The organism is Clostridium sp. JN-9, from assembly GCF_004103695.1.
In the GTDB taxonomy this organism is placed as follows: domain Bacteria; phylum Bacillota; class Clostridia; order Clostridiales; family Clostridiaceae; genus JN-9.
On sequence record NZ_CP035280.1, the window covers coordinates 306,777 to 330,147 of the forward strand.

The 23,371-nt window shown below is 32.3% G+C and carries 22 protein-coding genes, 1 tRNA gene, 1 pseudogene and 1 riboswitch; of the genes and pseudogenes, 21 read left to right on the forward strand and 3 right to left on the reverse strand.

Annotated elements, in window-relative coordinates; translation table 11 throughout:
- Positions 1 to 36: 36 nt before the first annotated feature.
- The 4 genes from EQM05_RS01520 to nth all read left to right on the forward strand — a co-directional run bounded on the left by EQM05_RS01520 (position 37) and on the right by nth (position 4,024).
- Positions 37 to 735, forward strand: coding sequence for a lysophospholipid acyltransferase family protein (locus tag EQM05_RS01520; protein ID WP_128748277.1), 699 nt, complete (start codon positions 37 to 39; stop codon positions 733 to 735).
- Positions 736 to 994: 259 nt separating this feature from the next.
- Complete coding sequence (locus EQM05_RS01525; RefSeq protein ID WP_128748279.1) at positions 995 to 2,185, forward strand: glycine C-acetyltransferase; 1,191 nt, start codon at positions 995 to 997, stop codon at positions 2,183 to 2,185.
- Between the two features lie 118 nt (positions 2,186 to 2,303).
- A complete protein-coding gene (locus EQM05_RS01530; RefSeq protein WP_128748281.1) occupies positions 2,304 to 3,260 on the forward strand; it encodes an L-threonine 3-dehydrogenase in 957 nt (318 codons plus the stop codon).
- A 107-nt stretch (positions 3,261 to 3,367) separates the two neighbouring features.
- Entirely contained in the window at positions 3,368 to 4,024 is a 657-nt protein-coding gene (gene nth, locus EQM05_RS01535; RefSeq protein ID WP_128748283.1) for an endonuclease III, read from the forward strand.
- Positions 4,025 to 4,026: 2 nt separating this feature from the next.
- On the opposite strand, the pseudogene EQM05_RS01540 reads toward nth, so the two are convergent.
- Positions 4,027 to 4,509 (reverse strand): annotated as a pseudogene (locus EQM05_RS01540) (nicotinamide-nucleotide amidohydrolase family protein); the annotation flags it as partial.
- 82 nt (positions 4,510 to 4,591) lie between these two features.
- On the opposite strand from EQM05_RS01540, the gene mtnA reads away from it, so the two are divergent.
- Entirely contained in the window at positions 4,592 to 5,638 is a 1,047-nt protein-coding gene (mtnA, locus tag EQM05_RS01545; protein ID WP_128748287.1) for an S-methyl-5-thioribose-1-phosphate isomerase, read from the forward strand.
- 53 nt (positions 5,639 to 5,691) lie between these two features.
- Here mtnA and EQM05_RS01550 read toward each other — a convergent pair whose 3' ends face one another.
- Positions 5,692 to 6,729, reverse strand: a complete 1,038-nt coding sequence (locus EQM05_RS01550; RefSeq protein ID WP_128748289.1) for a M42 family metallopeptidase — start codon at positions 6,727 to 6,729, stop codon at positions 5,692 to 5,694.
- A gap of 162 nt (positions 6,730 to 6,891) precedes the next feature.
- Between EQM05_RS01550 and EQM05_RS01555 the strand changes: the two genes are divergently transcribed.
- The 5 genes from EQM05_RS01555 (at position 6,892) to EQM05_RS01575 (ending at position 12,932) form a co-directional block, all read left to right on the forward strand.
- A complete protein-coding gene (locus tag EQM05_RS01555) occupies positions 6,892 to 8,250 on the forward strand; it encodes a VanW family protein (RefSeq protein ID WP_128748291.1) in 1,359 nt (452 codons plus the stop codon).
- A gap of 131 nt (positions 8,251 to 8,381) precedes the next feature.
- The gene (locus tag EQM05_RS01560) at positions 8,382 to 9,320 is read left to right on the forward strand and encodes a MoxR family ATPase (protein ID WP_128748293.1); all 939 of its coding nucleotides are present in this window, start codon (positions 8,382 to 8,384) and stop codon (positions 9,318 to 9,320) included.
- Between the two features lie 22 nt (positions 9,321 to 9,342).
- On the forward strand, positions 9,343 to 10,497 hold the full coding sequence (locus tag EQM05_RS01565; protein WP_128748295.1) for a DUF58 domain-containing protein: 1,155 nt from the start codon (positions 9,343 to 9,345) through the stop codon (positions 10,495 to 10,497).
- 46 nt (positions 10,498 to 10,543) lie between these two features.
- Positions 10,544 to 12,799: a transglutaminase-like domain-containing protein gene (locus tag EQM05_RS01570; protein WP_128748297.1), complete on the forward strand. Its 2,256-nt coding sequence runs from the start codon at positions 10,544 to 10,546 to the stop codon at positions 12,797 to 12,799.
- A gap of 50 nt (positions 12,800 to 12,849) precedes the next feature.
- Positions 12,850 to 12,932: transfer RNA gene (locus EQM05_RS01575), tRNA-Leu, on the forward strand.
- A 166-nt stretch (positions 12,933 to 13,098) separates the two neighbouring features.
- Here EQM05_RS01575 and EQM05_RS01580 read toward each other — a convergent pair.
- A complete protein-coding gene (locus tag EQM05_RS01580) occupies positions 13,099 to 13,506 on the reverse strand; it encodes a hypothetical protein (RefSeq protein ID WP_128748299.1) in 408 nt (135 codons plus the stop codon).
- Between the two features lie 489 nt (positions 13,507 to 13,995).
- Between EQM05_RS01580 and EQM05_RS01585 the strand changes: the two genes are divergently transcribed.
- The 11 genes from EQM05_RS01585 to grdB all read left to right on the forward strand — a co-directional run bounded on the left by EQM05_RS01585 (position 13,996) and on the right by grdB (position 23,356).
- Positions 13,996 to 14,829, forward strand: a complete 834-nt coding sequence (locus EQM05_RS01585) for a methyl-accepting chemotaxis protein (protein ID WP_128748301.1) — start codon at positions 13,996 to 13,998, stop codon at positions 14,827 to 14,829.
- Between the two features lie 228 nt (positions 14,830 to 15,057).
- On the forward strand, positions 15,058 to 15,732 hold the full coding sequence (locus tag EQM05_RS01590; protein WP_164917162.1) for an N-acetylmuramoyl-L-alanine amidase: 675 nt from the start codon (positions 15,058 to 15,060) through the stop codon (positions 15,730 to 15,732).
- Positions 15,733 to 15,811: 79 nt separating this feature from the next.
- The gene (locus EQM05_RS01595) at positions 15,812 to 16,639 is read left to right on the forward strand and encodes a Cof-type HAD-IIB family hydrolase (protein WP_128748305.1); all 828 of its coding nucleotides are present in this window, start codon (positions 15,812 to 15,814) and stop codon (positions 16,637 to 16,639) included.
- 114 nt (positions 16,640 to 16,753) lie between these two features.
- The gene (locus EQM05_RS01600) at positions 16,754 to 17,221 is read left to right on the forward strand and encodes a tRNA (cytidine(34)-2'-O)-methyltransferase (protein WP_128748307.1); all 468 of its coding nucleotides are present in this window, start codon (positions 16,754 to 16,756) and stop codon (positions 17,219 to 17,221) included.
- A 13-nt stretch (positions 17,222 to 17,234) separates the two neighbouring features.
- Entirely contained in the window at positions 17,235 to 18,074 is an 840-nt protein-coding gene (locus EQM05_RS01605) for a DegV family protein (RefSeq protein ID WP_128748309.1), read from the forward strand.
- Between the two features lie 138 nt (positions 18,075 to 18,212).
- A riboswitch (glycine riboswitch) is annotated at positions 18,213 to 18,342 on the forward strand.
- 110 nt (positions 18,343 to 18,452) lie between these two features.
- Positions 18,453 to 18,827, forward strand: a complete 375-nt coding sequence (locus EQM05_RS01610; protein ID WP_128748311.1) for a GrdX family protein — start codon at positions 18,453 to 18,455, stop codon at positions 18,825 to 18,827.
- Positions 18,828 to 18,840: 13 nt separating this feature from the next.
- Positions 18,841 to 19,764 (forward strand): thioredoxin-disulfide reductase, encoded by a 924-nt coding sequence (gene trxB, locus EQM05_RS01615; RefSeq protein ID WP_128748313.1) that lies wholly within the window; start codon positions 18,841 to 18,843, stop codon positions 19,762 to 19,764.
- Positions 19,765 to 19,809: 45 nt separating this feature from the next.
- On the forward strand, positions 19,810 to 20,142 hold the full coding sequence (locus EQM05_RS01620; protein WP_128748315.1) for a thioredoxin family protein: 333 nt from the start codon (positions 19,810 to 19,812) through the stop codon (positions 20,140 to 20,142).
- 93 nt (positions 20,143 to 20,235) lie between these two features.
- On the forward strand, positions 20,236 to 21,522 hold the full coding sequence (locus EQM05_RS01625) for a glycine/sarcosine/betaine reductase component B subunit (protein WP_128748317.1): 1,287 nt from the start codon (positions 20,236 to 20,238) through the stop codon (positions 21,520 to 21,522).
- Between the two features lie 23 nt (positions 21,523 to 21,545).
- Complete coding sequence (grdA, locus tag EQM05_RS01630; protein WP_128748319.1) at positions 21,546 to 22,010, forward strand: glycine/sarcosine/betaine reductase complex selenoprotein A; 465 nt, start codon at positions 21,546 to 21,548, stop codon at positions 22,008 to 22,010.
- Between the two features lie 41 nt (positions 22,011 to 22,051).
- Positions 22,052 to 23,356 carry a glycine reductase complex selenoprotein B gene (grdB, locus tag EQM05_RS01635; protein WP_128748321.1) on the forward strand — a complete coding sequence of 435 codons (1,305 nt, stop codon included), beginning with the start codon at positions 22,052 to 22,054 and terminating at the stop codon, positions 23,354 to 23,356.
- The last annotated feature ends 15 nt before the right edge of the window (positions 23,357 to 23,371 follow it).

Genomic DNA, 23,371 nt, shown 5'->3' on the forward strand with positions numbered 1-23,371 from the left:
ATATAATTTGTTTTAAATGAAAGGTGGAATACAAATATGATTTCTCCCGCATTAGTTAAAATAATAGCTCATTTGCCTAAAGGGCTTTTGCGATGCTTATCCAATAAGTTACTAAATGGCTATATTAAAAAATATGCAAATATAAAAGTGAGTGGAAAGGAGAAGTTATCTGATTTCCCGAGTCCCACTTTATATATTTGCAATCATTTAAGTAATTCAGATGCTTTGGTATTAAATAAGGTTATGAAAGAAAAGGATTTAACCTTTGTGGCAGGGGTAAAGCTTTCAAATACACCTCTTACAAATTTAGGCGTAAATATAACTAAGACTATTCCCATAAAACCAAATTCTGCAGATAAAGATGCTATATCAAAAATAATAAAAACTTTAAAAGAAGGTAAAAATATACTTATATTTCCGGAGGGAACAAGAAGCAGGTCTGCAAGCCTCATTGAAGCCAAAAGAGGAGTATTTTTAATTGCCAAACTTTCAAAGGCTGATATTGTACCTGTGGCTGTAACAGGTACTGAAAATCTTTTACCAATCAACAAATCCGATATGGGTGCTGAAAAATTCAATTATGCAGATGTTACTGTTACAATTGGGGATAAAATTGGAATACCGGAAAGAGAGCCTAAGGAAGAAAAGCATACATATGAAAATAGATGTGTAACATATTTTATGAAACAAATAGCAAATCTGCTGCCTGATAAATATAAGGGAGTATATAAATAAGATAAGGAATTAAGTTACAAGAACTCTAATAAATTACTATTAGAGTTTCTTATTGCATTTATTTAAATTTTAAATATTTCACATATTTAAATTTATTCAATAATTCAAAAAGTGGAGAGGATTTTTTCAATTAATAGAGAATACTATATATAAAATGAAAGTATTATGTCATTTTATTTTTAGTATAAACAAATTGCTTCATTTTATATAATCTATAATAACAGATATATAATAATAATTTTATTAGGGAGGAATTGAAATGGGAAGTAAATCATTGGAGAAATTTTTAAAGGAAGGTTTAGAGGACCTTAAAAGCAAGGGACTTTACAATCAGATTAACCCGCTGCAAGGTGCTAATGGAGCTATTATCCGCATTGACGGAAAGGAGTTTATTAATCTTTCATCTAATAATTATTTAGGATTAGCAACTAATCCCAGATTAATAAATGCAACAATTGAAGCAACAAAAAAGTATGGCGCAGGAGCAGGTGCAGTTAGAACAATTAATGGTACTCTTGATATACATGAAGAGCTGGAGGCAAAGCTTGCTAAATTTAAGCATACAGAAGCAGCAATTGCTTTTCAGTCTGGATTTAATTGTAATATGGGAGCAATTTCTGCAGTTATGAATAAAAACGATGCCATATTATCAGATGAGCTAAATCATGCATCTATTATTGATGGATGCAGGTTAAGCGGTTCCAAAATAATCAGATTTAAACATTCAGATATGGAGGATTTAAAGAAAAAGGCACAGGAAGCAATAAACAGTGGATTATATGGCAAGATAATGGTTATAACTGATGGCGTTTTCTCAATGGACGGCGATATTGCCAAACTGCCTGAAATTGTAAAGATTGCTGAAGAGTTAAATTTAATAACATATGTAGATGATGCTCATGGATCAGGAGTTCTTGGAAAAGGAGCCGGCACAGTAAAGTATTTTGGATTATCTGATAAAATAGATTTCCAGATTGGTACTTTATCAAAAGCCATTGGTGTAGTGGGAGGATATGTTGCAGGTACACAGGATTTAATTGACTGGTTAAAAGTCAGAGCAAGACCTTTCTTATTTTCTACATCACTAACACCAGGTGCAGCAGGTGCATGTATTGAAGCATTAAATATTTTATCTGAAAGTACAGAACTTGTAGATAAACTTTGGGAAAATGGAAGGTACTTAAAGAAGCAGTTAAAGGAATTAGGCTTTAACATTGGACACAGTGAAACACCTATTACACCTTGTATTATTGGTGATGCTGAAGCAGCTCAGCACTTTAGCAAGAGACTTTTTGAAGAAGGAGTTTATGCAAAGTCCATAGTATTCCCAACAGTACCATTAGGAACTGCAAGAGTTAGAAATATGCCAACAGCAGCACACACAAAGGAAATGCTGGATAAAGCCATTTCTATATATGAAAAGGTAGGAAAAGAAATGAAAATAATCTAATTGAAGCTTAACTATTAACTAAATTACTAACTTTCAACTAAATAACTAACTTTTAACTAAATAACTAACTTTTAACTCAAAACTTAAAACTACTAACTGAATTATGGGGGTATCTATAATGAAAAGAATAATGCTAACAGGAGCACTAGGACAAATTGGTTCGGAATTAACCATGTACATGAGAAGTATTTATGGAAATGATAATGTTATTGCAACAGATTTAAGAAGACAGGATGAAAGTAAAGTTGTTAAATCAGGACCATTTGAAATGGTTGATGTTATGCATCCTGATGAGATAGCAGATGTGGCAAGAAAATATAAAGTTGATACAATAGTACACCTGGCTGCACTATTATCCGCTGTGGCTGAGGCAAAGCCTCAATTGGCCTGGAATATAAACATGGGTGGATTATTTAATGCCCTTGAGGTAGCCAGGGAATTAAAATGCAGCTTTTTCACTCCAAGTTCCATAGGATGCTTTGGCCCGTCAACACCAAAGGATAAGACACCTCAGGATACATTGCAGAGACCAAAAACAATGTATGGTGTATCAAAGGTATCAGGAGAGCTGCTTTGTGACTATTATAATTATAAATTTGGAGTTGATACCAGAGGAGTAAGATTTCCAGGGCTTATTTCCTATGAAACTCTTCCAGGTGGAGGAACCACAGATTATGCAGTAGATATATATTATGAGGCAATTAAAAATCATAAATATACATGTTATATAGACAAGGGTACTTATATGGATATGATGTATATGCCTGATGCATTAAAGGCCATTGTAACACTTATGGAAGCTGATCCTGCAAAGTTAATTCATAGAAATGCATTTAATATAACAGCTATGAGCTTTGCACCTGAGCAGATTTGTGAATCCATAAAAAAGTGTATACCAGATTTTACAATGGATTATAATGTAGATCCTGTAAGACAGGCTATTGCAGACTCATGGCCAAATTCTCTGGATGATAGTGCAGCTAAAGAAGAATGGGGCTTTAAGGCAGAATATGATTTGGATTCAATGACAAAAGATATGCTGGCTAAACTGAGGAAAAAACTAGATGTCAGATAATTAGAAATAAGTTAAGGATGTTGTAATGCCACATTACAGCATCCTAATTTTATATAGAATTATATTAATGAATTGATTTGTGATAAAATAAATTTGAGGTGAGGACATTGAAAAAAGACAAAATTAACAGCATTTTAGATATTTTAAGTAAAACCTATCCTGATGCAAAATGTGCTCTTAATTTTAAATCGCCATATGAGCTTCTTATATCCACTATTCTTAGTGCTCAGTGCACTGATGTGAGAGTAAATATGATAACTTCAGAGTTATATAAGGAATATAATACACCTGAGAAAATGATAAAATTATCACAGGAGCAGCTTGAAGAGAAGATTAAAAGCTGTGGATTTTATAAGAATAAAAGTAAAAATATACTTGGTACCACAAAGGAAATCATAGAAAGATATAATGGTCAGGTTCCAAGTAATATGGATGATTTAATTAAGCTGCCAGGTGTGGGAAGAAAAACTGCAAATGTAGTTATGTCAAATGCTTTTGGAATACCAGCCATTGCTGTAGATACCCATGTATTCAGGGTATCCAACAGGATAGGGCTTGCAAAAGGAAAAACACCAGAGGAAGTAGAAAAACAATTAATGAAAAATATACCTAGGGATATGTGGAGTGATTCTCATCATTATTTAATATGGCATGGCAGGAATATATGCAAATCAAGAAAGCCTCAATGTGATAAGTGCCCTATAGAAAAATTATGCGAGAAGAATTTTGACTTTCTTAAAGAAAAATCATTACAGGAACATTAAAATTAATTTTCCTGTAATGACAGCTGCTGTTTAAGCATATTAAGTGCAATGTTAACAGTTTCTCTCCTTATGCTTTGTCTTGTACCAGATAAATTCAGCTTTTTTGAAATTAATTTTTTATTAATATACAGTCCAATATAAACTAATCCCACAGGCTTTTCTTTTGTTCCGCCGCCTGGCCCGGCAATACCTGTTGTAGATATACCAATATCAGTACCAGCTGCCATGGCAATGCCATAAGCCATTTCTCTGGCAGTTTCATCGCTTACCGCACCATACTGCTCAAGGGTGCTGATATTTACATTTAACCTTTTAACTTTTGCCTCATTGCTGTAAGTTACTGCACCTTCCATAAAACATGAGGAAATACCGGGATAGTTTATTAAAGCAGCTGCTAAAAGGCCTCCTGTACAGGATTCAGCAGTTGAAACAGTTAAATGCTTTTTTATTAATAATTGACCAACTTCGTTTTCTATGCTTTTTTCATTTGACAATTATAACACCTCCAATTTATATTGTATATTTATTATTTCACAATTAATCTAAAAGTTAAAGAGGGAGATAAAAATGGGGAATTTTAATACTATTCAATGGAAGGACAATAAATTGATTTTAATTGACTGCACTAAACTGCCTGAAAAAGAAGAGTATATAGTATGCTGTAAATATAGTACTCTCTGCAAGGCTACAAAGGATCTGGCTGTAAGGGGAGCACCTGCAATAGGAGTTTCTGCTGCCTATGGTGTAGTCCTGGCTGCAATTGAAGCTGAAAAATGTAAAAGTCATGAGGAGTACAATAATTTTATAAAAAAAGCTATTAAAGATTTATCTGAAACAAGGCCAACAGCTGTAAATTTATTTTGGGCATTAAATAAAATGGAAAAGAAATTTAACAGTATTAACAGTAATGATAGAGAATATATAAAGGATTCATTGCTTGAAGAAGCAAATGATATTTATAAATATGATATTAAGTGCAATGAGGATATGGGCAGATATGGGAATACAATTGTACCTGATAAAGCAAACATTCTTACTCACTGCAATGCCGGAGCACTTGCTACTGCAGGATATGGAACAGCACTGGGAGTGGTAAGGGCTGCTTATAGCTCAGGGAAACAAATACATGTGTATGCTGATGAAACAAGACCTTTGCTTCAAGGAGCAAGGCTCACCTGCTGGGAGCTGATGCAGGATAATATACCAGTAACTCTTTTATGTGATAATATGGCAGGTTATGCTATGCAGCTTGGAAAAATCGATTTAGTCATTACAGGAGCAGACAGAATAACTTCAAATGGAGATACCGCAAATAAAATCGGTACATATTCTGTAGCTGTTTTAGCAAAAGAAAATGGCATTCCTTTTTATATTGCTGCTCCCCTTTCAACTATAGACATAAATTTAAAAAATGGCAGTGAAATAAAAATTGAAGAAAGAAATCAAAATGAGGTAAAAGAACTGTTTGGGGTTAGAACAGCACCTGCAAAGGCAGAAGCCTTCAACCCAGCCTTTGATATAACTCCAAATAAGTATATTACAGGTATAATCACTGAAGTGGGAATATTAAAACCACCCTTTGAAGAATCCATAGCCAGAGTGATTAGAAAATAGTATAAAAGGCATTCTTTATGAGAATGATAAATTTTCATAAAGAATGCCTGATTTTATTTACTCTGGCAATATTTAATTACTAAATCTAAGGTAGCCATGACACCATCTATATGAGTTCTTTCATAAGCATGAGATGCAAATACTCCAGTACCTATTAAACCAGTTTTAACATCCCATCCTGCACGAACTACTGCAGAAGCATCAGATCCATAAAAGGGGTAAATGTCTATTTTATTTGAAATATTATTTTCTTTGCATATATTAACTAATTTATTTCTAAAATCTAAATCATATGGGCCCGAGGAATCCTTGGCACATATGCACACACTGTATTCAGATGAATTCTGAGTAAGTCCTGGTGCACCCATATCCACGGATAAAAATTCCTTAGTGTTCTCAGGAATATAGCTTGCACCATGGCCTACTTCTTCGTAATTACTGATAAATATATTTGTGGTATAAGGAAGCTTAATGTTATTTTCTTTTATATATTTAATTGCATATAACAAAACAGCTACACTGGCTTTATCGTCCAAATGCCTGCTTTTTATAAAACCATTTTCTGTAATAGTTGTTCTGGAATCAAAACATATAAAATCTCCAACATTAATTCCTAATTTTTCTGTATCTTTAGAATTAAATACCTTTTCATCTATTATTACTTCCATATTTTCAGGTGTTCTTTTAAGTTCTCTGGCCTCATCACCGCTAATATGTACTGATGGCTTTATAGTATGGATTGTGCCGCTGTATTCCTTTTTATCCATTGTAACAATAGTACAATTTTCTCCATCTATGGAGTTCATCATAAACCCGCCAATAGGAACAAGAGACAATGCACCATTACTTTTTATACCTTTAACCATAGCTCCAAGTGTATCAACATGGGCAGATAATGTCCTTTGATAATCCTGATTTTCCCCAGGTAAAGTAACAATGAGAGCTCCTTTATTTGTAGCTCTATATGGAATATTCATTGAGGAAAGCTCACCTTTAAGATAGTCCATAATTTTAGCAGTATATCCTGTAGGACTTGGTATAGTCAAAATCCTTTCAAGATATTCTTTTACTTTTTCCACGTCGTAATTCATATAAACACCCCTAATCTAAATAAAATAAATTTATTTGTAAATAAATCTTTACTTCTTAATTTTACCATAATGTTATAATTTTATAAATGATAAAACCATGGGAAATGATATACAAACACAATTATTTTTAGTATAATAATTTAATGAGAAGAGGTGATATATTTGAAAAACAAAAAGATATTAATTCCACTAATATTAGCTGTATTGATTGTTTTTGGATCTGTGGGATTTTATATGGCACATATAAATAATAGCGTTAAATCGTGGAATAATAAAATTTATCCTGGTGTTAAAATAGAAGGCACTGACTTATCTGGAAAGACAAAAGAACAGGCTGTCCAGTTATTAAATGAAAAATTCAGCAATGTTGTACCAAATAAGAAAATAAATATTAAAACTTCAAAAGGAACTTATACATTAACTTATAACAAACTTAGTCCAAAATACAATATTGATGAAGTAGTTAACCAGGCTTTTAATTATGGGAAGGATTTATCTTTTTTCTCAAAATATAATACAATAAAGAAATCTCCAGTGGAAAACTTTAAATTAAAATTTACCTATGACTCAAAGCCTGTTAAAGACATTGTAAGTACAATAGAAAAGGGTGTTAATAAAGATCCTGTAAATGCTTCAATGAAAATATCTGGATCATCATTTATAATAAATCCCGAAGCTAAAGGAATAAAGCTTCAAAATAATAAGCTTGAAAAGGATATTTTAAACAGTATAAATGGGGATTTAGGATCAGATGTAAATATTCAGGCTGCAACGGAAGAGGTACAGCCAAGGATTACCAGTGAGAAATTAAAACCAATTGATACTGCTATTTCTACTTTTTCTACAAACTATGGCAGTATATCTCCTTCGGAAAGAGCTAATAATATAGCATTAGCTACAAGGGGAATTGATGGTACTGTATTAATGCCTGGAGATACATTTAGTTTTAATGGAGTGCTTGGAAAAAGAACAGCAGAAAAAGGCTATCAATCAGCCCATGTTATTGTAGGAACTCAGGTAGTAGATGATTATGGGGGAGGAATCTGCCAGGTATCAACTACATTATATAATGCCATATTAAGGGCAAATGTTAAAGCAACGGAAAGAACACATCATACTATTCCTTCTTCATATATAGGTTTGGGAATGGATGCTACTGTAGATTATGGGAATCTGGATTATAAATTTACTAATACACTAGGCTATCCAATTTATATAGCAGGCAGCGCGGATGGAGCAAATGTGGGCTTTACTGTGTACTCAAATTCATCATTAAAAGGCAAAACTTATGATATATATAATGATGTATATGAAACAATACAGCCAAATGTAAAATATATAGATGATCCTGCAATGCCAGTTGGTCAGACAGAAACTATTCAAAAGCCTTTTACTGGATACAGGGTGAAAGTGTATAAGAAAACCATACAAAATGGCAGCGTAATTTCTACAGAGCTCATATCAAATGATTATTACAAGCCAGTAGATGCCCAAATTAAAAGAGGAACAAAAAGTAGTTAGGATTAACCTAACTGCTTTTTTTAATATATATTTATATTTTTGTATAAAAAAGGAGGAAATATTACATAAATATCTAATTATATATGTTAAGAAAAGTATATAAATGTTTTGTTTAATAAGGAGAGGTATGAATGGACGATAAGGGTGTTATAAATAAAATTGTACTTAATATTGAAAAAGTAATTATAGGAAAAGAATATGAAATATATAATATATTAAAAGGAATAATTGGAAATGGGCATATACTAATAGAGGATGTCCCTGGGGTTGGGAAGACTACTCTTGTAAAAGCACTATCAAAATCTGTGAATCTCTCTTATAACAGAATTCAGTTCACACCAGATCTGCTGCCATCAGACATAACAGGTATTTCAATTTATAACCAGAAGTCCATGGAATTTGAGTTTAAAAAAGGACCTGTATTCTGTAATATACTGTTAGCTGATGAGATAAACAGGACATCACCAAAAACCCAGTCTGCATTGCTGCAGGTAATGGAGGAAAAGCAGGTATCAGAAGGAAATAATACTTATGAAATGAAAGAACCATTTATAGTTATGGCAACACAAAATCCAGTTGAGTATGAAGGCACTTTTATACTGCCTGAAGCTCAGTTAGACAGATTTATGATTAAGGTTAAACTTGGATATCCTGATAAGATGTATGAAACAAAAATATTAAGTACTTATATAAATGATGAGCCTTTAAAAAATTTAGAAACTGTAGCTGATGCAGAGGATATATTGATGATACAGAAAAAAGTAAGGCAGGTTTCAGCATCTAAAGAAATATTTGATTATATAGCAAATATAGCTGATGCTACAAGGAACAACAAATTTTTAATTTTAGGCGCAAGCCCAAGAGCTTCATTGGCGTTACTTAGAATATCTCAGGCTAATGCATATATTAATGGAAGAGATTATATAATTCCAGAGGATGTAAGGGAAAATGTACACATAGTGCTGGATCACAGACTAAGATCATCTTCTCTTGCCAAGTCTAACAACTATACTACAAGTCATGTTATCGATGATATTATGAAGACTTTACCTGTACCAAGAATAAAATAGTATTGTTTCGGAAGGTGGTTCCGTGGTTAAAATAGATAAAAAATTTGCAGCTTTAATGATCTGTGCACTTGTATTTGCCTACTCCCAGGGTGGGAATCTGCCTTATGCTGTTTTTTATGGATTTTTATTATCTTTTTTGCTTGGGGTATTATATGTGATAAAGATGAAGAACGGCATATACATGAAAACTGAAATGGATAGAAATTTATATTTCTGCGGTGAACAAGGTGAATATAAATTAATTATAGAAAACTTAACTCTGCTTCCCATACCTTTTCTAATTATAAAAAACAGGGCATTGGCTGATTTAAATCTAAAGTATAAAGGGCAGTCAATAAACCTGAACATTGATGAGAAAAAAATAATAAAAGGAAAAGTTAATTTTAAAGTAAGGGGAATATACAATTTTGGAGACAATGATTTAAATATATCAGATTTGTTTTCCATTTTTAAAATAAGGAAATATTATAATTCTCATGAGGAAATTAAGGTTTATCCAAAAATAACAGATATAAAGGGCATTGAGGTCAATGGATATAATCTTATAAGAAATATTGTAAATTTCAAGGGCACCCTTGAGGATATATCAGCTGTAAAAGATATAAGAAAATACAATACGGGAGATAGCTTAAAAAGAGTTCACTGGAAGCTCAGTGCAAAATATGGACAGCTTTACGTTAAAGATTTTGATAATGTATCCGAAGAAAAGTGTACATTGCTCTTTAATATGAATGAGGATGATTATTTTGTAGAAAACGGACATATAATTGAAGAAAAAATAGTAGGGGCATGTGTTTCTGTAATAAATAATATGCAGATAAGAGATATAACCTGTGATGTATTTATTAACAACAGTTCAGTGCAAAGGTTTTCCATAGAAAGCAGGGAAGATTTCAACACTCTTATGGAATATTTTCTTGTTAATAAAAGTAAAGGTAAAATGGAATATATTAAATTTATATATTCCAGCCTGGAAAGCATTCACAAAGGCAGCTGGCTTGGGATATTTACACACAAGGCAGATGAAGAATTTGCAAATTGCATTATAAATATTATGAATATGGGGTATAGGGTCACAGTAATCTATATTTTAGAAAATCCAAGGGACTTAAATTATATAAATGTTATTAAAAATTCTCAAATAGATTGTATAAATTTTAATGAGCTTATTATATAGAGATTTTAAATATCTACACAGGTAATCTGCACTGAAAAGAGGTGTAATGGTGAGAACTATTAAGGATAATATAGTTTTTATTATACTTATATATATTAATATTATTTTTAATTTAAGTGTAATGAGCAGCTGTTTTCAAATCAGCAGATTTGGCTATGGATCAGTTACATTATTATATATATGCAGTATATTAATATGGGCTTTTTATAAGGATATATTAAAAACAAGAAAGAATAGAATATATTTTACTGCGGTAATTTTAATATTAACTGCACTTTTTATGCACTATATGATGGATATTAATAGTATTATGCAGACTTATGTTAATAATGGCATTGCTATAGTAAATTCAATATCTGATGGAACCTCTGCGGACTATAATTTATATAAACCATATATTATTGTATTAATTCCTCTTATTTCCCTTCTAATAGTGGCATTTACTCATAAAAGATTTCAAAATTTCATTATTATAATAACCTTTACGGTGATGATAAGCTACTGGTATACAGGCTATGATGTTCAAATTAAAAATAATTTATTTAAGTTTATAATGATTAGTTTAATAACATATGCCTCTAATAAATATAATGAAAATGAAAGAAAATTTAGGAAGACAGGAGTTAATATAAACAGCTCATTTAATAAAGTATTTATATATATAATACTAAGCAGTATAATAATTTCCGGTATAAGCAAGGTACTTCCACAGAACTTTCTGGGTAAGTATGATGGCAGTATAATAAATAAACTACAAAACAAATTTGCAGCTAATAAAAAAGCTGAAGGTGATATAAAAAATAAATATAATATATCTTTTGCAGGATATGATGACAGCAGCGTGAAACTAGGAGGCCCTGTTATTATTAATGATCTCACTGCCTTCAAAATAGAATTTAACCAGGAAAATGATGAAAATAAACCAATGTATTTCACTGGATCAATAAAAGATAAATATGATGGTTTTTCATGGGAAAAAACTAAAAATAATTATGTGGATGCGGAAAAAGGGCCAAAGTATACACAGGGTTTTATTGAACCTTTAAATGGGAAAAGGACTTTGATGATTTATCCAAATGAGCTTAGAAGCTCTACACTATTTGTGCCAAGGTATACTGAAAACGTTACAATAAGCGAAAATGGTAAGGCATTTATAGATGAATTTGGAAGTTATATAAACAGTACAATTGTAAATAAGTCCTATAAAGTACAGTATTATGGAAGTTCAAATATGGCAGATAATCTGTTCATTAACTTACCAGATAACAATTATATAAGCCAGGAAATGTCAAGAGAATATAATGGAACAATTGATAACAGGGAAAAGGAAGTTTCTGAGCAGGCTCGTTCAAAGTACAAGGAGTTCCTTCAGCTTCCTGATAATATCAGTAACAGAACTATTGAACTGGTAAATACAATAACAAAGGATAAGCATGGAAGCTATGATAAAGCAAGGGCAATATTTGATTATCTTTCTCTTAATTATAAATATACATTAGACGTTTCAGAGGTACCAAAGGAGCAGGAATTTTTAGACTACTTTCTTTTTACTGAGAAAAAAGGTTATTGCACATATTTTGCCACGGCATCAACTATTATGTGCAGAATTGCAGGTATTCCCGCAAAATATGTAGAGGGATTTCACATAACAGATAAGAAAGACAGTGATGGCCTTTATGAAGCAAGCAATAAAAATGCCCATGCATGGTGCGAAATATTGGTATCCCCATCAAAAAATATGTGGGCTGTATTAGATCCTATACCAGATTCAACAGATTTATTACTTAAAGAGGAACAGCTTAAAAAAGCAAAGGCACAAAGTGAACTGCAGAATAAACAATATCAGATTAAGAAAAATCAAAATATGCAGGATAAAAATGACATTGTTAATCAGTCAGCTGATAAATCTTTATTTAGTAAAAAGGTAATTTATATAATATCAATATTTACAGCGCTTACTATGCTGTTGTTTATAAGAGTAATATTTATTATAATAAAAACAAGATCAATAATTAGAAATAAAAGTATAATACCATTATATAACCAGCTTATAAAAAGATTAAAAACATCAGGTATGGTAAAAGAAGACAGTATTAGTGATATGGAGTTTGCTTCTAATATAAATGAATTGAAATTAAGATTTAAAATGGTTTCTTTGGTTAAAACAGCCTATGAGGAGTTTTATGGAGGGAAGCAAAATATAAATGCGGATAAAAAAGATTATTTAATATCTGTAGAGGAATATTTGAAGGAAACACAAGGTAAACTTAGATATTATATAGAAAAACTGTTTTTTTACTAAAAGTTGCGGTTTTATTAATCATAAAAATATGATATAATATTAAAGCATGAGCGGGTATGGCGGAATTGGCAGACGCGCTAGTTTCAGGTATTAGTGGGAAACCATGCAGGTTCGAGTCCTGTTACCCGCACCAAAAAGGAGCTGTCGCATTAGCAGTTAAAACTGCTGATGCAAGGCTCATTTTTTATTGAAGGCTTAAACTAAAGATTAAAGCCTGTTCTTTAATCTTTCCTGCTTTAGATATATGGCTCTTTTATTCAATAGTGTTGATAAAGTAACAAGTTCCCGTTAGGGACAGGCTAATTAAAACATATTTTAGCATTTCTCATATTTGTATATGTATTTTCAATATTAATTTTACTTATTGCTTCTATAAATTTATTTATTGCAAATGAAATGTTATTAAAATTAGAACTCTTTAAGAATTTGAATAAGCTCAAATAATTATTTAAATACTTTGTTGCTACACCTCTAAAACGGTACATCCATTCCATGCAATCGCATCTGTATTTTACTGCTTCAGAGCTATTATCAAGATATTCATTAATCTCCCTTATGTTCTTTTTCTTAAAGTACAGAGCAAAAAATTGCTTTGGCCTTGAACATGCCTTTTTATTATTATTGAGTATTTTGCCAATAAAATTATCAATATCATTTGCATACATTCTGCCAGTGCCTACGGCCCTGGAATAAATATTATTATGCAAATCCAGTACTGTAAGTACACAAACCTTTTTATTTGTAATATTTATATGGCTTACACTTTTGTCATGTACTCTTTTTTCATCATGTTCAATGCTTTTCTGTCCCTTCCGGGAGAATTTTAAGAAAAAATTTTCGATGTTTTAGGCAATCCATTTACGTTCTTTATTTTAATTGTCTGCCTGCCGGCATAGGATTTTTGCAAATCTTTGTTCTTTAATCTTTGTTCTTTTGATGAAGTCCTATTCACATCAACATTATTATTTAAAAGGGCCATAGGTGTCTATAGAAAGTAAATATCTAAACACCGTAGCAGTCCCAAAAATCTTTGAGGACTGGATATTTTGTGACAGCCACTTTTTTTATGCCTATATAAATTCAGGGTTACAAATTATTAGTAAAAGAAGTATAATTACATTGTTGTATAAATTATGGATAATATGTTGAAATATTATGTTTATTATCAAATATTAAGCATGGGGGTCAGTTAGAAAATGGATGATATAATCATAGAAAATACTTTACAGAAGGCATTTAATGAACTTATACCATATATGCAGTATTTTTTTGATGATGAAATAGCTTTTACCATGTCAAACCTAACTAGTTTTATTAAGGTTGTAAACAGCAAAAATATTAACATGAATGCTTCTCCCGGGGATCCTTTAAGACCTGGTGGGGCTGCCTATGAATGCATTAAGGCAAAGAAGGTATTATCACTAATAGTTCCAAAAGAGGTATTTGGTGTTGAAATAAAGGCCATAGGAGTACCTGTAAAAGATGACAGCAATAAAATAATAGGAAGTATAGTCTTGGTTAAATCACTGAAAAGACATTATGAGATTCAGGATTTATCACAAAAATTATGCCATGCGGTGAATAGTATAAGCCAGGCTTCAAAAATCATAACAACAGATGTTGAAAAAACTGTAACTACCAATGATAAAGTAATATCTGAAGTTAAAGAGGCTGAAAATAGTACTAAAAACTCAGATGAGGTAATAGGTTTCGTTAAGGGTGTTGCATCACAGACTAACCTATTAGGATTAAATGCTGCAATAGAAGCTGCAAGAGCAGGAGAATATGGTAAGGGGTTCTCCGTAGTGGCAAATGAAATAAGAAAATTGTCCAGTTCCAGCAATAAATCTATAAATGAAATTAACGATATTTTAGGCAAAATCAATCTATCTGTAAACAATATAGCTTCAAGTGTACACTCTTCTGCGGATAATTTTAAGGAACAGCTTGCAAAGCTTCAGGAAATGGATGCAGATATACAAAGCTTAAATTCCTTAACTAATAGTCTGGTGGAATTAGCTGAAAAGTAATGCTTAAATAAAAAAGCTTTAAATTTAAAGGTATGGCAGATTACTAAAAACTAGTAATCTGCCACACCTTTTTTGTTTTAATAAAAGTAAATAATATTATGAATTGAAGTATTACATAAATTGGTATATTATTAATATAATAACAAATAGTGAGAGGTGAGGATGTTGAGAATTGCTGACAAGAAAAGATTTATTTTTTCTTGCATTTTTTTTACTCTGGTATTTATTATGATTAGTAAATTTGATGATACTTTAATGGTAAATAAGAAGGACATTAGCTTATTATCAAATATAGTTCTGGCGAAGAATACAAAAACATCAAAAGGAGATGTGGTAAAAGAAAATGAGAAGATCACCATTGTGCTGGATGCAGGGCATGGCGGAGTGGATAAAGGGACAAGCTATGATAATTTATATGAAAAGGATATTAATTTAAAAATAGTAAATTATATAAAAAAAGGGCTGGAAGCTAAGGGGTTTAATATAGTTCTTACAAGGGATAAGGATGAACTTATTCCATTAAAACAGATTGGTGAAATTGCTAATAGTTCAAATGCTAAATTAATGGTATCAATTCATATTAATTCATATAAAGATTCTGGTGTTAAGGGAATAACAGGCTATTATTACAGCAATAAAAGTTCAATGCCAAAGGAAAGGATGCTGCTTTCTAAGGATATAGTTAACAGTATATGCAGAGATAGCAGCTGGATAAATAACGGTATCAAAAGTCAAAATCTTGCTGTTTTAAGATATTCAGATATTCCATGTGCTTTAATTGAGTGCGGTTATATTACCAATATGGATGACAGAGAAAAATTAAAAGATGATAGCACTTTAATGAATATGGCAGAAAATATTGCTTCAGGTATTACAAATTATATCAATAACAATAATAAGTAATATGAATTCATACAATTATTTAAAAAGTCTGATATAATTAATAATGTGTTTAATAAACAAATGAAGGGATTGTTGAATTTTGAAATACAAATTATTGTGTTTAGATATGGATGGTACTTTGCTGAATAAAGAAAACAGCATTAGTGAAAGAAACAAAAGTGCAATTAAAAGGGCTTCTCAAAAAGGTGTTAAGGTTGCCATAAGTACTGGCAGAGTATTTACATCTGCTTATTATTATTCAGATATTCTGGGAATAAAAACTCCTATAATAGCTTCTAATGGAGCTTATTTAAGAGAAAAAGACAGGGATGAAGTGATTTATAAAAATGTTCTGTCAATAGATCAATGCAGAAAAATTGCATCTATTTTGAAGGCTAATGATTTATATTTTCATTTCAATACAACCACTGCAATTTTAACTGCAAAGTTACTATATTCATCTGAGTTTTATGCTAAGGCAAATAAAAGCCTGCCTGATAATATGAAGATAAAAATCAATGTAATTGATGATTGGGAAAAAACATTTGAGCAAAATGATGGTGAAATAGTAAAATGTATTGCTATTGATGATGATAATGTAAAATTAAATAAAGTTAAAGATGAAATAATAAATTTAGGCGATTTTGAGGTGGTAAGCTCCTGGAATAATAATTTTGAGATAATGAATAAAGGTGCATCAAAGGGACATGCTGTTCAGGTATTAGCAAATTATTATGATATAGATAAAGAATCAATAATCTGCATTGGAGACAGCGAAAATGATCTTCCTATGATAAAATATGCAGGACTTGGCATAGCAATGGGGAATGCTCCTGATTATGTTAAGAATCAGGCAGATTATGTTACAGATACAAATTCAGAGCATGGAGTGGCTAAAGCTATAGAAAAGTTTATTTTAAATGAATAAAGGATTATACAGAACAAATAAACAATTTTTTGTAAACATTGTTATTAAGTACTTTGGAATTGGATGTATTAGTTATATTATATAATTAGATATTATTGAGTGGAGGGAACTTACTTGAATTTAAACATAGTATTATTTGAACCAGAAATTCCTCAGAATACTGGAAATATTGCAAGAACATGTGTATTGACAGGATGCAAGCTGCATTTAATAAAGCCTTTGGGATTTAGTTTAGATGAAAAACATTTGAGAAGAGCTGGTTTGGATTATTGGAAGTATCTTGATTTAACCATTTATGAATCTTATGATGAACTAAGAGAAAAATATAAGGATTCTGCTTTTTATTTTTCCACTACCCATGGTAATAAATATTACACTGATGTTGTGTTTAAAGAAGGCGATTTTATAATTTTTGGTAAAGAATCAGCTGGCTTACCAGATAGAATTAGAGAAAGTGATCCTGAAAAATGTATAAGAGTCCCAATGATTAAAACTACAACAAGATCATTAAATCTATCAAATTCTGTGGCCGTTGTTGCTTATGAAGCATTAAGACAGCTTGGTTTTCCCGATATGAAGTAGGTGAGTTAAGACCATGGACAAAATAAAGATAATAACAGACAGTACTGCAGATCTGCAATCAGAACTGCTTATAGAAAATGATATTGAATGTCTTCCGCTGCTGGTTACAATGAATGGACATACATATAGGGATGGTATAGATATAAATTTAGATGAGCTTCTTAATAAAATGGAAAATATGGATGAATTCCCTGGCACAGCTCAAATAAATCCACAAAGATTTTATAACTGTTATAAAAAGTATTTAGATGATGGATATAAGATTATATCCATTCATTTATCATCTAAAATGAGTGGAACATATCAATCAGCCTGTATAGCAAAAGATATGCTGGAAACTAATGATATAGTTGTAATAGACAGCTTAAATGTTACCTCAGGTCTTGGCCTATTGGTACTGAAAGCCTGTAGACTCAGGGATGAAGGCTTAGATATATTCCAGATTAAAGAAGAAATAATAAAAGCTATTCCCCATGTTAAAAGTGTGTTAGCCTTTGAAACTTTAGACAATTTAGTAAAGGGTGGAAGATTATCAAAAACAGCAGGCAGAATTGGAAATATATTAGGCATAAAACCAATATTAGCAGTTGAAAATGGTGAGATGGCACTTAAGGATAGGGTAAGAGGAAGTAAAAAGGCTATTAGATATATATTGGATTATGTTTCAAAAGTGGGCATAAAACCTGGAGAATTGTCTATTCTGGATCAAGTCCATAATAAAGATATCTTAGACATTCTAAGAGAAGATTTAAATAAAGAAAAAACAAAATTTATAGAATGTGAGGTTGGGTGTGTGGTAGGAGTACACGCAGGCCCAGGAGCATGTGGAATTTTTTTTATTGAAAACTATTGATGCAATTATTTTTTCATTAATGATTTGACAAACATTATAGACGCTATTAAAAAATAAAATAATATGTATATATGAAAAATGTAGAATTTTATACATTGATATTATATAATGAAGACAAAGATATATATATAAAACTGAATGAAATTTTCGGAAGATAATTTGTATAATTTAGATATAGGATAAATATTTATACAGATAGCCGAAGGAATAAGTATTATTATCCAAAATATAATACGAAGCTCTCAGGCAAAAGGACCGAAGATGGACAGAACTCTGGAAAGCGTAGCACCGAAGGAGTAAATCTCTCAGGTTAACAGGACAGAGGTAAAAGCATTGGGCTTTTATCTCTGTTTTTTTATTTCAAAGGAGCAATTTATTATGATTGAACAATTTATTGCCATAACAAACAATCCTTTATCAAAGGAAAACTTAGAAAAAAAATATGATGTAGAGTTCATCAGCAGTGATACAATGGCAGTGCTGAAAAAAGTCAGGGATTATATTCATAAGGGGCATAAGCTGCTTACTCACCCCTTGATGAGCAGCATAAAACCTAATGAGACACCATACAGAACAATTTTAATCAGCAAAAATAGTTATAATAAAGTTGATTATGACTCATTAACTATTATGGAAGAGGCAATAATAACTACAGAAAAGTTTTTAAAAATGGGGAAAGCTGTATGGGATGAACAGGTATTGGAGGATTTTAGAGTTATAGATTATGACATGATTTATCATGTAATTAATTAAAGGAGGAAATAAAATGGCACACATTTATGACACTATTATAATAGGCGGAGGCCCGGCAGGACTATCTGCAGGACTATATGCATCAAGATCAAGAATGGATACTTTAATAATTGAAAAAGCAAAATACGGTGGACAGGTAACAACTACTGATGAGATAGAAAATTACCCTGGATCAACTGAAGATACTACAGGTTCCAGCTTAAGCGAAAGAATGAGAAAGCAGGCAGAGGAATTCGGAACAAAGTTTGTAAAAGATGAAGTTCAGGAAGTCCAGCTGGAAGGTAGTGTTAAAGTTATAAAATGCAGAAAAGAAACTTATGAAGCTAAAACAATAATAATAGCAACTGGAGCTAATCCAAGACTTTCAGGATTTAAAAATGAGAATGAATTAAGAGGAAAAGGAATTTCATATTGTGCAACATGTGATGCAGACTTCTTTACGGATTTGGATGTAGCTGTAATTGGTGGAGGAGACTCAGCAATAACTGAAGCAATTTATTTAACCAAATTTGCAGAAACTGTTACTGTAATTCATAGAAGAGATTCACTAAGAGCTGCTAAGTCATTACAAGAAAAGGCTTTCGCAAATCCCAAAATTAAATTTATCTGGGATTCAGTGGTGGATGAAGCAATTGGCGATGAAATACTAGAAGGATTGGTTGTACGTAATGTTAAAACTGGTGAAAAAACTAATGTTAAGTTTGATGGATGTTTTGTATTTGTAGGGTATAATCCAATTTCACAGCTATTTGAAGGAAAAATTAATATGGATAAAAAGGGATACATCATAACTGATGAGGACATGAGAGTTAATATACCTGGAGTATATGCAGCAGGAGATGTAAGAGTAAAATCCTTAAGACAGATTATAACTGCAGCAGCTGACGGTGCAATTGCAGCAACCACAGCTGAGGCTTATATAAGTACTTTGCATTAAAAACACTGCATAAGTACTTTAAAATAAATTTTGGAGGGATATAAAATGATTGAATTAAATAAGGAAAATTTTGATGCTGAAGTTGCTAATTTTTCTGAAAAGCCTGTATTTGTAGACTTCTGGGGTGACAAATGTGAAATATGCAAACAGCTTATGCCAGGAGTTCACGGCCTTGAAGAAAAGTATGGAGATAAAATTAAGTTTGCAAGCCTGAATATTGCAAGTGCAAGAAGACTGGCTATTTCACAGAGAGTATTGGGACTGCCCACTATGATAATTTATAAAAATGGTGAAAAATTAAAAACTATTACTCCAGACAAGATAAGCACATTAGATGATGTGGAAAACTTCATAAAATCAGTTTATGAAACATTGTAAAATAGTCTTATGCTAATTGCAGTCGGGATAATAAATTCAATATATGTATAAAATATCCCGATTGAAGTTATATAAATTTTGGAGGTGAATATTTTGCGTCTAGAACTTGGAAAAATATTTATTAAAGATATGCAGTTTGCAGCTGAAACAAAGGTTGAAAATGGTATTCTTTACGTAAATAAGGAAGAGCTTTTAAATGAAATTGGCGGCGATGAAAGACTGGAAAGCATAACACTGGACATTGCCAGACCAGGAGAAAAGGTTAGAATAATTCCAGTAAAAGATGTAGTGGAACCAAGAGTAAAAGTAGATGGAAAAGGCGGTATTTTCCCTGGATTCATCAGCAAGGTTGATATGGTTGGTGCAGGCAGGACACATGTTCTTAAAGGTGCAGCAGTTGTTACAACCGGTAAAATAGTGGGCTTCCAGGAGGGAATCATTGACATGGCTGGAAAAGGTGCCAAATACACACCATTCTCAAAAACTAATAACCTGGTAATAAAATGCGAACCCAAAAACGGTGTTAATCAGCATGAACATGAAGAGGCTGTAAGAATGGTAGGCTTTAAAGCTGCAGCTTATCTGGGAGAGGCTGGAAGAAATATCACCCCTGATGAGGTTAAAGTTTATGAAACATTACCTCTGCTTGAGCAGGTGAAAAAGTATCCTGAACTGCCAAAGGTTGTTTATGTATATATGCTTCAAAGCCAGGGGCTGTTACATGACACATATGTATATGGAGTAGATGCTAAGAAGATACTCCCAACATTTATTTATCCAACAGAAGTGTTTGATGGAGCTATTGTCAGCGGAAACTGTGTATCTGCATGTGATAAGAATCCTACTTATGTGCATATGAATCATCCTATAATTGAAGATTTATTTGAACATCATGGTAAGGATTATAATTTCCTTGGATGTATAATAACAAATGAAAACGTTTATTTAGCAGATAAGGAAAGATCTTCAAATTACACTGCTAAATTAGTTGAATATTTAGGAGCAGATGCGGTAATCATTTCAGAAGAGGGCTTTGGAAACCCAGATGCTGATTTAGTAATGAACTGCAATAAAATAACTGAAAAAGGTATTAAAACTGTGCTGGTAACTGATGAGTACGCTGGCCAGGATGGAAGTTCACAATCCTTAGCTGATGCTACAACAAAAGGCGATGCAGTGGTTACTGCCGGCAATGCTAATGAAGTAGTAGTACTTCAGCCTATGGAAAAGGTAATAGGGCATCCAGAAGCTGTAAATATTATAGCTGGAGGTCATATGGGAAGCTTAAGAGAAGATGGCTCCATAGAAGCTGAAATTCAGGTTATTACCGGAGCTACAAGTGAAGTTGGATATAATTACTTAACTGCAAAAGAATTCTAATTTGAACAATAGGAGGAATAATAATGTTAAAAGGAAAAAAAGTTATTGCCATAGGTGACAGGGACGGTATACCAGGACCAGCCATCGAAGCTTGTGTTAAAAGTGCAGGAGCAGAAGTTATTTTTGCATCAACAGAATGCTTTGTTTGAACAGCCGCAGGAGCTATGGATCTGGAGATCCAACAAAGAGTAAAAGATTTAACAGAAAAGTTTGGTGCAGAAAATATAGTTGTTGTATTAGGAGGAGCAGAGGCTGAAGCTTCAGGACTTTCTGCTGAAACAGTTTCCGCAGGAGATCCAACTTATGCAGGACCTTTAGCAGGAATAGCATTAGCACTTCCAGTTTATCATATGGTAGAGCCTGAAATAAAAAATGAATGCGATGCAGCAGTTTATGATGAACAGTGTGGAATGATGGAAATGGTTCTGGATGTAGATGCAATTATTGCTGAAGTTAAGACTATAAGAGATCAATATTCAAAACTTTAAATCGCTGATTGACTACAAAAATACCAAAAGGGGTGAAACAGTTGATAAGAGTAGTTCATTATATAAACCAGTTCTATGCTGGTATAGGCGGAGAAGATAAGGCTGATTACAAACCAGAGGTAAGAGAAGGCTTTGTAGGGCCTGGTATGGGTCTGAACGGCATTTTTAAAGGTGAGGCACAGATAGTTGCAACTGTAATCTGCGGGGATTCATTCTTTAACGAAAATTTAGATGAAGCTAAAGCTGAAGTACTTGAAATGGTTAAAAAATACAATCCTGATGTTTTCATTGCAGGTCCAGCATTTAATGCAGGAAGATATGGAGTTGCATGTGGAACCATTGCAAAAGAAGTTCAGGAAAAGCTGAATATACCCGTATTGACAGCAATGTATAAAGAAAACCCTGGAGTAGATTTATACAAGAAATATTTGTATATTATTGAAACAAAAAATAGTGCTGTAGGAATGAGAGAGGCACTCCCTAAGATTGCCAAGTTAGCAATTAAACTTGGTAAGGGAGAAACTATATTGGATCCTGCTTCGGAAGGATATATAGAAAGAGGAATCAGAAAAAATTATTTTGCAGCTGAAAGAGGATCTAAAAGAGCAGTTAATTTACTTATAAAGAAGCTTAAGGGCGAAGAATTTGTAACTGAATTTAAAATGCCTGTATTTGACAGAGTAAAGCCAAATCCAGCAGTACCGGATATGTCAAAGGCTAAAGTGGCTTTAGTTACATCAGGAGGTATAGTACCTAAGGGAAATCCTGATCATATTGAGTCATCAAGCGCTTCTAAATATGGTAAATACGATATTGAAGGAGTTATGGATTTAACTGAGGAAACCTATGAAACTGCCCATGGCGGCTATGATCCAACATATGCAAATGCCGATGCTGACAGAGTGCTTCCTGTAGATGTACTTAGAAAGATGGAGAAGGAAGGAAAAATAGGTTCTCTTTATAGATACTATTATGCTACTGTTGGTAATGGTACAGCAGTTGCATCAGCAAAAAAGTTCGGTGAAAAGATAGTTAAAGAGCTGGTAGCAGATGGAGTAAATGCAGTTATATTAACCTCCACCTGAGGAACCTGTACACGTTGCGGTGCAACGCTTGTAAAAGAAATTGAACGTGGAGGACTTCCAGTAGTTCACATGTGCACTATAGTTCCAATATCTCTTACTGTTGGCGCAAACAGAATAGTTCCAACAATAGCAATACCTCATCCTCTTGGAGATCCTTCTCTGGATAAAAAGGAAGAGTTTGAACTTAGATATAAACTAGTAGAAAGAGCATTAAAGGCTTTAGAGACACCAGTGGATGATCAGACTGTATTTGATAAGTAATTAAATACTAAAATC